This window comes from Comamonas sp. 4034 (assembly GCF_050434545.1).
Classification (GTDB): domain Bacteria; phylum Pseudomonadota; class Gammaproteobacteria; order Burkholderiales; family Burkholderiaceae_C; genus Comamonas; species Comamonas odontotermitis.
In genome coordinates, this window is the sequence record NZ_JBNDIT010000008.1 from 48,604 (window position 1) to 60,160 (window position 11,557).

Consider the following 11,557-nt stretch of genomic DNA (forward strand, 5'->3'; position numbering starts at 1 on the left):
GCCCTCACTTCGCTTTGCCAAACAGGCCTGCTGGGCGCACCAGCAACACAATCACCATGATCACGAACACCACGGTGGCCGAGGCTTCCGGATAGAACACCTTGGTGAGGCCTTCGATCACGCCCAGGCCCAGGCCCGTGACGATCGCGCCCATGATGGAGCCCATGCCGCCAATCACCACCACCGCAAACACGGTGATGATCAGGTTCTGCCCCATGAGAGGCGTGACCTGGTAGACCGGCGCAGCCAGCACACCGGCAAAGGCCGCCAGGCCCACGCCGAATGCATAGGTCAGCATGATCATCAACGGCACATTCACACCAAAGGCTTCAACGAGGCGCGGGTTTTCCGTGCCAGCGCGCAGGTAGGCGCCCAGGCGGGTCTTTTCAATGACGAACCAGGTCGCAAAGCACACCACGAGCGATGCCACCACCACCCACATGCGGTAGTTGGGCAGCATCATGACGCCAACATTGGTCGCGCCTTCGAGCAGTTCAGGCGTGTCATAGCCCAGGCCCGATACGCCATAGATCGAGCGGAAAACGCCCTCAATCAACAGCGACAGGCCCAGGGTCAGCAGCAGGCCATAGAGGTGGTCGAGCTTGTAGATGTGGCGAAGCAGGAAGCGCTCGATGACCATGCCGATGGCGCCAACCAGGATGGGCGATAGCAACAGCATCACCCAGTAGTTGACCTGGAAGTATGACGCGGCCATCCACGTGAACATGGCCCCCAGCATGAACAGTGCTCCATGTGCGAAATTGATCACATTGAGCAAGCCGAAGATAACTGCCAATCCCAGACTGAGGATGGCATAGAACGACCCATTGACGAGGCCCAGCAGAAGCTGGCTCATCAAGGCCGGAACTGAAACACCAAAAATTTCCATGAGGGGCTCACGAATCAGTGGATGAACACGCGCCGGGATTCAGCTTATTTCCAGAGAGCGCACTTGGATTCTGCCTTGGTGGTCCACACCTTGTCAGCCGGCAAGGTCTGCAGCACCTTCAGGTAGTCCCAGGGCTTCTTGGACTCGGCCTGCTTCTTGACCTCCACCAGGTACATGTCGTGGGCGTAGCGGCCATCGGGGCGGAGCACGCCCTTGCCATAGAAGTCGTTGAGCGGCGTGCTCTTGAGGTGTGCCATCACCTTGTCGGCATCCGCCGTCTTCACAGCTTCCACGGCCTTCAGGTAGTTCATCGTGGCAGAGTAGTCTGCAGCCTGGATGTCGGTGGGCATGCGCTTGGTCTTGGCGAAGAACTTCTCGGCAAACTTGCGCGATTCGTCGTTCATGTCCCAGTACCAGCTGACGGTGTGCAGCAGGCCTTCGGTGTTCTTCAGGCCCAGGCTGTGGATGTCGGTCAGGAACACCAGCAAACCCGCAGTCTTCATGGTCTTGTTGATGCCGAATTCCTTCGCAGCCTTGACGCTGTTGATGAAGTCGCCACCCGCATTGGCCAAACCCAGCACCTGGGCCTTAGAGTTTTGCGCCTGCAGCAGGAAAGAGGAGAAATCGGATGCATTGAGCGGGTGCTTGACCGTACCCACCACCGAGCCACCGCTGGCCTTGACGACAGCTGCCGTATCGTTCTCCAGCGAATGGCCGAAGGCATAGTCCGCGGTCAGGAAGAACCAGCTCTTGCCACCACGCTCGACCACGGCACTGCCGGTACCCTTGGCCAGCGCCATGGTGTCATAGGCATAGTGCACGGTGTAGGGACTGCACTGCTCGTTGGTCAGGGCTGTTGCGCCAGCGCCGTTGACGATGAATACGCGCTTTTTCTCCTGCGCAATCTTGGCCATGGCCAGTGCGGTGCCGGAGTTGGTGCCGCCAAACAGCATGGTGACGCCCTGGGTATCCACCCACTCACGCGCCTTGGATGCGGCGATATCCGCCTTGTTCTGGTGATCGGCCGACACCAGCTCGATTGGCTGGCCCAGCACCTTGCCGCCAAAATCATCGATGGCCATCTGGATGGCGATCGCGCCATTCTTGCCCTCGACGTCTGCGTACAGACTGGACATGTCGGTAATGAAGCCGATCTTGACCTTTTCCTGCGCCTGGGCCGCGCCGGCAGCAAGGGCCATCAAGCAAGTGACCTGTGCAATGGTTGTGAGCTTCGCTTTCATCTCTGTCTCCTGTAAAAACATTTCTGATGGACCAGCAATGGTTGTCATGCTTTCTGCTGGCCCTAAAAAAAGAGAGCAGTCAGCGCTTACCGGTTGGGGGGTTTAATTATTTTTCTACCTCAAACCCAATCAAACCAAGCGCTGCCAGCTATTATTTTTATCAAACACCCAACAAGGTGTTGAGCAGCGGCATCTTGGCCTCCAGCTCATCAGCCCCGAACTGCTCGACGATCTGCCCGTGTTCCATGACATAGAGGCGGTCTGCCAGAGGAGCAGCAAAACGGAAGTTCTGCTCCACCATCACCACCGTATAGCCCTTGGCGCGCAAGCTGATGATCATGCGAGCCAGTGCCTGCACGATCACGGGTGCAAGCCCTTCGGAGATTTCATCGAGCAGCAGCAGCTTGGCGCCTGTGCGCAAAATCCGTCCCACGGCCAGCATCTGCTGCTCGCCACCCGACAGCCGGGTGCCCTGGCTGTGCTTGCGCTCGGCCAGGTTGGGGAACATTTCGTAGATTTCAGCGACCGACATGCCTGGTGTCCCCATCTTCAGATCGGGTGGCAGCATCAGGTTTTCTTCACAGGACAGGCTGGCGAAAATACCGCGCTCTTCCGGGCAGTAGCCCAGCCCCAGGTGGGCGATCTTGTGGGTTGGCATGCCGATGGTTTCGACGCCATTGACCTTGATCGAGCCCTTGCGAGACCCTGTCAGGCCCATGATGGCGCGCATGGTGGATGTGCGGCCCGCTCCATTGCGGCCCAGCAATGTGACCACTTCGCCCGGCATCACGCGCATGTTCACGCCATGCAGCACGTGCGACTCCCCATACCATGCCTGCAGGTCGGAGATTTCCAAGGCAGGCGTCATATTCTTGTCGTTCATCTCAGTGCGCTCCCTGCAGCTGGCCGTCCGTCGTTCCCATGTACGCTTCCATCACCTGCGGGTTCTGAGACACCGTCTGGTAATCGCCTTCGGCCAGGATCGCGCCACGCTGCAGAACGGTGATGCGGTCTGCAATGGTGGAGATCACCTTCATGTTGTGCTCCACCATCAAAATGGTGCGGCCTGCCGACACCTTCTTGATCAGTTGCGTCACCCGGTCCACGTCCTCATGGCCCATGCCCTGCGTTGGCTCGTCGAGCAGCATCAGCTCGGGCTCCATGGCCAGCGTCGTCGCAATCTCCAGCGCCCGCTTCTGACCATAGGGCAGGTTCAGGGTCACCTCATTGGCCATGTGGGCCAGGCCCACTTCATCCAGCAACTCGACGGCGCGGCCGTTGAGGCTGTCGAGCGTGCGCTCACTGCGCCAGAAATGAAAGGAGGTTCCCAACTGGCGTTGCAGCGCGATACGCACGTTTTCCACCAAGGTCAGGTGTGGAAAGACTGCCGAGATCTGGAACGAGCGAATCACCCCGCGTCGCGCAATCTGCGCTGGCTCTTCCTTGGTGATATCGACGCCATTGAAATGAATGACGCCCTTGGTCGGGGTCAGAAACTTGGTCAGCAGGTTGAAGCAGGTGGTCTTGCCCGCGCCATTGGGCCCGATCAAGGCGTGGATGGATCCCCGCTGAACGGACAAATTCACGTTGCTGACCGCTGTAAATCCACGGAACTCCTTGGTGAGATCCTGGGTTTGAAGAATGACATCACTCATTGGCACTGCACCACTTCGCTTAAAAAAGTTCGGCGCATCCTTGCACGTAAAGGACACGCCGCTTCGACAATGCCCATGTTAGGAAAAACTATCAAGAAGTCATAGTGGGGAAAGCCTGTAAGTACGCATGCGTAAGCGTTTTCCCGTGGGCGCGAGCTGCTCATATTTTTATAGTCATCAGGATGACATGCAAGATGCCCGCCAGAACTGTGATCTCGATGACCGGCATGCCCTTGATTGCCATGGAATTGGCATGAGATCGCTATGAATTAGGAAGCACAAAATACAAACAGCCAGTGCAATACTGGCTGTTCTGATTGAAAAATGAAAATGCTACTGCAGGCTGTGTTTTGCAGCTTCTGGAAGCAGCAAGGGGACAACTTCGATTCCGTCGTCCGCCAACGACCGTCTTTCGTCTGCAGTTGCGGTGCCACGAATGGCGCGGCCCTCTACTTCACCTTCATGCATCTGGCGTGCAAGCCCGGCAAAGCTGGAGCCCACGTCTTCGGTGTTCTCCACAATGTGGCGAGAGACCGCGAGCCATGCCTGCTGCATGGCTTGAAGATCGGCAACCGGTGCTGCCGCATCACTTGCCGTTCCCTGGCGAGACGTCTCCTGGGTGGGACTGGCGGGAGCCGATACTGCGTTGGATTTGCGTGCCAGACGGGGAGCGTTCAGACCTTTGACGACCTCGGCGGAGCCGCACATCGGGCAACTGAGCCAGCCACCCTGCTGTTGCTGCGCAAACTCGGCATCAGAAGCAAACCAGCCTTCGAACACGTGGTTCAAAGGGCAGCGCAGATTGAGAACCTTCATACGCTAGTCCGCCGAACGGCTTTTGCGGGTCAGGTATTGGTAGACGAATCCTGGAAAGGCAAAAGTCAGAAACAGCGTGGCAGTAATGGCGTAAAACTCCCAGCCCTGGGCGCTGCGCTGCCCGGCCTTGCCTTCCAGCAGCAAGGCCAGAGCCCCTGTCAGCACATACAGCACCACCAGCTCGACCAACCGTATCCACAGGGCTTTGCCGCCCACACTGCCTCGGGGGCCGACGGCGAAAAGGCGCTGATTGAGAAAAGGAATGTTGGCTGCGACAAAGCCCGCCACTATCACGAGCCAGATGGATGCAGTGATAGACATGCGGGCTTTCTTGCAGAAGGACTACAGCTTAGCTTGCCAATGCACGCAGCACGGCATCGGAGCACAGCTTCATCAGGCCACCGGGCACAATACCCAGGATCAACACCAAGGCACCATTGACGACCAGCACGGCACGCACGTCCAGCGGGGCCGACACCTTGGTGGCAGTGATGGGCTTGTCAAAGTACATCACCTTGACCACGCGCAGGTAGTAGAACGCACCGATCAAGGACATGATCACTGCAAACACGGCCAGCGCAATGTACAGACCACTGCCCGATGCCACCAGCGCCTGCAGCACAGCCAGCTTCGAATAGAAGCCCACCAGCGGAGGAATACCCGCCATCGAGAACAGGCAGATGGCCATCACACCCGCATACAGGGGGCTGCGCTGGTTCAGGCCTGCAAAATCAGCAATCTCTTCACTCTCGAAACCTTCGCGGGCCAGCAGCAACACCACACCGAAGGTAGCCAGCGTCGTCAGCACATAGGTCACCACGTAGAACATGGCGGCGCTGTATGCGTTGCCAGCGGTAGCAGCCTCTACATTGCCATTGACTACACCGGACATCAGGCCCAGCAGCACAAAACCCATTTGCGAGATGGTCGAGTACGCCAGCATTCGCTTGATATTGGTTTGCGCAATGGCGGCCAGGTTACCCACCAGCAGCGACATGATGGCCAGCACCGCCAGCATCTGCTGCCAATCGATGGCGAGCGGCAGCAGGCCATCCACCAGCAGACGGATCACGATTGCAAAAGCTGCCAGCTTGGGTGCACCGCCAACGATGATGGTGACAGCCGTTGGCGCGCCCTGGTACACGTCAGGAACCCACATGTGAAATGGAACCACACCCAGCTTGAAGGCCAGGCCAGCTACCACGAACACCAGACCGAAGACCAGCACTTGGTGACGGATCAGACCGGAGTTCACCGCCTTGAAGACCTCGCCGATGTCGAGCGAGCCGGTAGCGCCATAGATCATGGACAGGCCGTACAGCAGGAAGCCCGAAGCCATGGCGCCCAGCACAAAGTACTTCATGCCGGCTTCAACAGCGGCTTCGTTGTCACGACGCAGGCATACCAGCGCATAGCTCGACAGGGTCAGCAATTCCAGGCCTAGGTAGATGATCAGGAAATTGTTGCCTGAGATCATCACGTTCATGCCCAGCAAGGCCAGCAGGGACAGCGAGAAGTACTCGCCGCCGCGTAGCATTTCGCGGTCACGCGCATAGCCTCGGCCATACACCAGGGTCACCGCCATGGCGATGGCTGCGAAGCACTTGAGCCAGTTGCCCATGGAGTCGGAAACCACCATGTTGCCAAAGGCGTAGAAGGTATTGCCTGCACTGGCGTACATGCCCGTGATCACGGCCACTACCACCAGGGTCAGCAGCGACAGGATGTAGGTCACGGTACGACCACGACTCTTGACGCCGAGGTCCACCAGGGTGATGACGCAGCCCATCACCAACAGTACGATTTCAGGATAGATAGCCAGCCAGCTGATGTTATCAATCATCTCAAGTCTCTCAATTCTGTCCGGGCATCACAGCTTGGACGTGGCGACATGCTTGAGCAGGTCAGCAACCGACGCACCCATCACATCCGTGAATGGCGCAGGATAGATACCCATGTACAGCACTGCGGCTGCCAACACGGCCAGGATAAAGAATTCGCGGCCACCGATATCCTGCAGCTCACGGACATTGTCATTGGTCACCGGGCCAAAGTACACGCGCTTGTACATCCAGAGGGTGTAAGCCGCACCCAGGATCAGGGCAGTTGCAGACAGAACACCGATCCAGAAGTTGAACTTGGTGGCACCCAGGATCACCATCCATTCACCGATGAAACCAGCGGTGCCCGGCAAGCCGCAGTTGGCCATTGCGAACAGCAGCGCGAAGGCAGCAAACTTGGGCATGGTGTTGACCACGCCGCCATAGGCAGCAATTTCGCGGGAGTGCACGCGGTCATACAGCACGCCGATACACAGGAACATGGCGCCCGACACGAAGCCGTGGGCAATCATCTGCACGATGCCGCCCATCACACCGATGTCGTTGAAGATGAAGAAACCCAGAGTCACAAAACCCATGTGAGCCACCGACGAGTACGCCACCAGCTTCTTCATGTCCTTCTGCACGATGGCAACCAGACCCACATAGATCACGGCAATCAGCGACAGCGCGATGATCAGCCATGCCCACTGATGGGCAGCGTCAGGTGCAATCGGCATCGAGAAACGCAGGAAGCCATAGGCACCCAGCTTCAGCATGATGGCGGCCAGCACGGCGGAACCACCGGTAGGTGCTTCCACGTGCACGTCCGGCAGCCAGGTATGCACCGGGAACATCGGAACCTTCACCGCGAAGGCTGCGAAGAAGGCAAAGAAGATCAGCGTCTGCTCCGTCATCGACAGCGGCAACTGGTGCCAAGCCAGAATTTCGAAGCTGCCTGCCTTGGTGTACAGGTACAAGATCGCGATCAGGGTCAGGAGCGAACCCATCAGCGTGTACAGGAAGAATTTGAAAGCCGCATAGATGCGGTTGGGTCCGCCCCAGATACCGATGATCAGGTACATCGGGATCAGCGTTGCTTCGAAGAACACGTAGAACAGCAGACCGTCCAGTGCGGAGAACACACCGATCATCAGACCCGACAGAATCAGGAACGCACCCATGTACTGGTTGACGCGCTCGGTGATGTTCTCCCAGGACGCCAGCACCACGATCACCGTGATGAAGGCCGTCAGCGGGACAAACCAGAACGAGATGCCATCAACGCCCAGGTAGTAATTGATTCCGAAGCGCGGAATCCAGGAGGCCTTTTCGACGAACTGCATGGCCGAAGTACCAAGCTGGAAGCCTGTGTACAGCGGTATCGTGACCAGCAAGCCAGCCAGCGCGCCGATCAAGGCGATCCAGCGCACCATCTTGGCTTGTTCTTGCTTGCCGAAAGCCAGCACCACCGCGCCAAAGACGATGGGGGTCCAAATTGCAAGACTCAACAATCCCATTTTTCTTCTTCCTTACTTGTTGAGCAGCACAAAGTACGTCATGGCCAGGAAGATGCCCAGAATCATGACCAGTGCGTAGTGATACACATAACCCGTCTGCAGCCAGCGCACCAGCGCAGCGATACGGCCAACCACCTTCCAGGAGCCATTGACGATCAGGCCGTCGATGAGGCCCTGGTCGCCCACCTTCCAGAACACATTGCCAAATACGCGCGCGCCACGGGCAAAGACGTTTTCATAGACCCAGTCCACGCCGTACTTGCCTTCCAGCACCTGGTACAGGCCGATCTTCTGCGAAGCGCGCTTGATGGCTGCAGGAATCTCGGGCTTGACCATGTAGAAGATGAAGGACACCACGACACCTGCCAGGGCCAGCCAGAAAGGCGCAGCCGTAAAGCCATGCAATGCCATCGGCACCCAGCCGTGAATCTTCTCGGCCAACTCCGCCATGGCTCCATGCTTGGAGCCGTCGACATAGATAACGCCCTTGAAGAAGTCGCCAAACAGCATGGGCATCAGCGCGATGGCACCAATCACCACCGAAGGAATGGCCAGCAGCACCAGAGGCAAGGTCACCACCCATGGCGACTCATGCGGCTTGGCATCGTGGCTATGGCCGTGATGGTCGTCATGTCCATGGTGGTCATCATGGTGCGCATCAGGGTTCTGGTCGTAACGTTCCTTGCCGTGGAACACGATGAAATACAGGCGGAACGAGTAGAACGCGGTGATGAACACACCAGCCAGCACGGCAAAGTTGGCAAAACCGGCAGCAGGCAGATTTGAAGCGTGCACCGCCTCAATGATGGCATCCTTCGAGTAGAAGCCCGAGAAGAATGGCGTACCGATCAGCGCCAGATTACCCAGCAGGAAGGTGATCCAGGTGATGGGCATGTACTTGCGCACACCACCCATCCAGCGGATGTCCTGGTTGTGGTGCATACCCATGATCACGGAACCAGCTCCGAGGAACAGCAGCGCCTTGAAGAATGCGTGGGTCATCAGGTGGAACACCGACACCGAGTAGGCCGACACACCCAGTGCAATGGTCATGTAGCCCAGTTGCGACAGCGTGGAATATGCAATCACGCGTTTGATGTCGTTCTGGATGATGCCCAGAATACCCATGAACAGCGCAGTGATCGAACCAATCACCAGAATGAAGTTCAGCGCAGCGTCCGACAGCTCATACAGCGGCGACATGCGAGAAACCATGAAGATACCGGCGGTCACCATGGTCGCCGCGTGGATCAGTGCCGAGATGGGGGTTGGACCTTCCATCGAATCAGGCAGCCAGGCGTGCAGCGGAAACTGTGCCGATTTGCCCATGGCACCAATGAACAGGCAGATGCAGATCACGGTCATCAGCGACCAGGTGGTACCCGGCAGAGTGATGCCACCCAGCTCATTGGTCTTGGCGAAGATCTCGGTGTAATTGAGCGTGCCGGTGTAGGCAGCGATCAGGCCAATGCCCAGAATGAAGCCGAAGTCACCAACGCGGTTGACCACGAAAGCCTTCATGTTGGCGAAGATCGCAGTTTCCTTCTTGAAGTAGAAACCGATCAGCAGGTACGACACCAGACCCACTGCTTCCCAGCCGAAGAACAGCTGCAGCAGGTTGTTGCTCATCACCAGCATCAGCATCGAGAAGGTGAACAGCGAGATGTACGAGAAGAAGCGGTCGTAGCCGTCATCTTCTGCCATATAACCGATGGTGTAGATGTGCACCATCAGCGACACGAAGGTCACCACGCACATCATCATTGCTGTGATGGAATCGATCATGAAGCCGATTTCCATCTTCAGCGAACCCACCGTCATCCAGGTGTAGAGCGTCTGGTTGAAGGTGGCACCTTCGAACACAACGCTCTGGAACGTCATCGCAGAGATGACGAAAGCAATCAGCACACCCAGGATGGTGAGCGAGCGGCTACCGACACGGCCGATACGGTTGCCACCAAATGCGGTACCGAATATGCCTGCCAGCAAAGATCCTGCGAGCGGAGCCAGAGGCACCGCCAACAGTGTTGAAGCAGAAAGGGTTTGACTCATTCTTCTTAACCTTGCAAGTATTGGTGCCTCAACCCTTCAGGGCATTGAGATCTTCCGCATCAATGGTGGATTTGTTACGGAACAGCAGCACCAAGATAGCCAAGCCAATAGCCGACTCCGCAGCGGCAACCGTCAAAATAAAGAACACGAAGATCTGTCCGTGCATGTCACCCAGGTAATGGGAGAAGGCAACGAAGTTCATGTTCACCGCGAGCAGCATCAGCTCGATGGCCATCAGCAGCACAATCAGGTTCTTGCGGTTCAGAAAGATTCCGACCACAGACAGAGCAAACAGCATTGCTCCCAGAGTCAAAAAGTGACCAAGTGTCAGTGTCATGCCTTCTTCTCCTCGGTTGCGGCAGCTTCTTGCACCACAGGGGCAGCAGGCTTCACCGTTTCCACCTTCACCAGCTTCAGACGGTCTTCGGCACGCACGCGCACCTGCAGCGACGCATCGATCGCCTTGGAATCCTTGCGATGGCGCAGTGTCAGTGCAATCGCAGCAATCATGGCAACCAGCAGGATCACGGCAGCGATCTGCACTGGGAACAGGTACTCGGTGTACAGCAGCGTACCCAGCGCCTTGACGTTGCTGTAGGGAACGACCTTGCCAGCAGCATCCACCACCGTTGGAATCACCTTGGGCTCATCCACCATGCTGAAGCCGCCGATGAGCACGACACCCATTTCGAAGGCCACAATCGCAAAAATAACAGCGGCGAGCGGAAAGTTCTTCCAGAAACTCTTGCGCAACTGGTCGATGCGGATATCCAGCATCATCACCACGAAGAGGAACAGCACCATCACGGCGCCCAGGTAAACCATCACCAGAACGATGGCCAGAAACTCAGCCTTGAGCAGCAGCCAGATACCGGCTGCCTGCGAAAACGCCAACATCAGGTGCAGCACAGCGTGCACCGGATTTGGGGCAGTAACGACCCGGAATGCCGCGTATAGCAGCACCACCGAGAACAGATAGAAAAAACCAGTTGTGACGTCCATGTGGGGCTCTTTTCAATCAGTCTCCAAGCGCCGCCTTAACGGTACTTTGCGTCCGCAGCCTTGGCTGCGGCAATTTCAGGTTCGTAACGGTCGCCCACGGCCAACAGCATTTCCTTGGTGAAATACAGGTCGCCGCGCTTTTCACCGTGGTATTCCAGAATCTGGGTCTCCACGATCGAGTCAACGGGGCAGCTTTCTTCACAGAAGCCACAGAAAATGCACTTGGTCAGGTCGATGTCATAACGGGTGGTACGGCGCGATCCGTCATCACGCACATCGGACTCGATGGTGATCGCCATTGCAGGGCAGACGGCTTCGCACAGCTTGCAGGCAATGCAACGCTCTTCACCGTTTTCGTAGCGGCGAAGCGCATGCAGGCCACGAAAACGTGGAGACAGCGGCGTCTTTTCCTCAGGAAACTGAACGGTGATCTTGCGCGCGAAGGCGTAGCGACCCGTCAGGGCCATGCCCTTCATCAATTCCCAGAGCATGAAGCTCTTGAAAAAGTCCTTCACCGAGAAAGTGCGGGGAGAAACTGCAGTAGTCATGTTGTGTGTCTCCG

The 11,557-nt window shown here is 57.3% G+C and carries 12 protein-coding genes; all 12 read right to left on the reverse strand.

Annotated features, from left to right (window positions below):
• Window positions 1-4: 4 nt before the first annotated feature.
• Window positions 5-889: a branched-chain amino acid ABC transporter permease gene (locus ABIE32_RS10375; RefSeq protein ID WP_224151818.1), complete on the reverse strand. Its 885-nt coding sequence runs from the start codon at window positions 887-889 to the stop codon at window positions 5-7.
• 44 nt (window positions 890-933) lie between these two features.
• Window positions 934-2,130, reverse strand: a complete 1,197-nt coding sequence (locus ABIE32_RS10380; protein WP_224151817.1) for an ABC transporter substrate-binding protein — start codon at window positions 2,128-2,130, stop codon at window positions 934-936.
• Between the two features lie 160 nt (window positions 2,131-2,290).
• A complete protein-coding gene (locus ABIE32_RS10385) occupies window positions 2,291-2,998 on the reverse strand; it encodes an ABC transporter ATP-binding protein (RefSeq protein WP_224152600.1) in 708 nt (235 codons plus the stop codon).
• A gap of 16 nt (window positions 2,999-3,014) precedes the next feature.
• Window positions 3,015-3,785 (reverse strand): ABC transporter ATP-binding protein, encoded by a 771-nt coding sequence (locus ABIE32_RS10390; protein WP_224151816.1) that lies wholly within the window; start codon window positions 3,783-3,785, stop codon window positions 3,015-3,017.
• 333 nt (window positions 3,786-4,118) lie between these two features.
• Window positions 4,119-4,601 (reverse strand): DUF1178 family protein, encoded by a 483-nt coding sequence (locus tag ABIE32_RS10395; protein WP_429015808.1) that lies wholly within the window; start codon window positions 4,599-4,601, stop codon window positions 4,119-4,121.
• Between the two features lie 3 nt (window positions 4,602-4,604).
• On the reverse strand, window positions 4,605-4,922 hold the full coding sequence (locus ABIE32_RS10400; RefSeq protein WP_224151814.1) for a DUF2818 family protein: 318 nt from the start codon (window positions 4,920-4,922) through the stop codon (window positions 4,605-4,607).
• Between the two features lie 28 nt (window positions 4,923-4,950).
• On the reverse strand, window positions 4,951-6,444 hold the full coding sequence (gene nuoN, locus ABIE32_RS10405) for an NADH-quinone oxidoreductase subunit NuoN (protein ID WP_429015810.1): 1,494 nt from the start codon (window positions 6,442-6,444) through the stop codon (window positions 4,951-4,953).
• Window positions 6,445-6,471: 27 nt separating this feature from the next.
• Window positions 6,472-7,941 carry an NADH-quinone oxidoreductase subunit M gene (locus ABIE32_RS10410; protein ID WP_429015813.1) on the reverse strand — a complete coding sequence of 490 codons (1,470 nt, stop codon included), beginning with the start codon at window positions 7,939-7,941 and terminating at the stop codon, window positions 6,472-6,474.
• A gap of 12 nt (window positions 7,942-7,953) precedes the next feature.
• On the reverse strand, window positions 7,954-9,993 hold the full coding sequence (gene nuoL / locus ABIE32_RS10415; RefSeq protein ID WP_429015815.1) for an NADH-quinone oxidoreductase subunit L: 2,040 nt from the start codon (window positions 9,991-9,993) through the stop codon (window positions 7,954-7,956).
• A 28-nt stretch (window positions 9,994-10,021) separates the two neighbouring features.
• Window positions 10,022-10,330, reverse strand: coding sequence for an NADH-quinone oxidoreductase subunit NuoK (nuoK, locus tag ABIE32_RS10420; RefSeq protein WP_184705829.1), 309 nt, complete (start codon window positions 10,328-10,330; stop codon window positions 10,022-10,024).
• Entirely contained in the window at window positions 10,327-10,995 is a 669-nt protein-coding gene (locus ABIE32_RS10425; RefSeq protein ID WP_224151810.1) for an NADH-quinone oxidoreductase subunit J, read from the reverse strand. The genes nuoK and ABIE32_RS10425 overlap by 4 nt, the downstream gene beginning before the upstream one ends.
• Window positions 10,996-11,030: 35 nt before the next feature.
• Window positions 11,031-11,543, reverse strand: coding sequence for an NADH-quinone oxidoreductase subunit NuoI (gene nuoI / locus ABIE32_RS10430; protein ID WP_184705833.1), 513 nt, complete (start codon window positions 11,541-11,543; stop codon window positions 11,031-11,033).
• Between the last annotated feature and the right edge of the window lie 14 nt (window positions 11,544-11,557).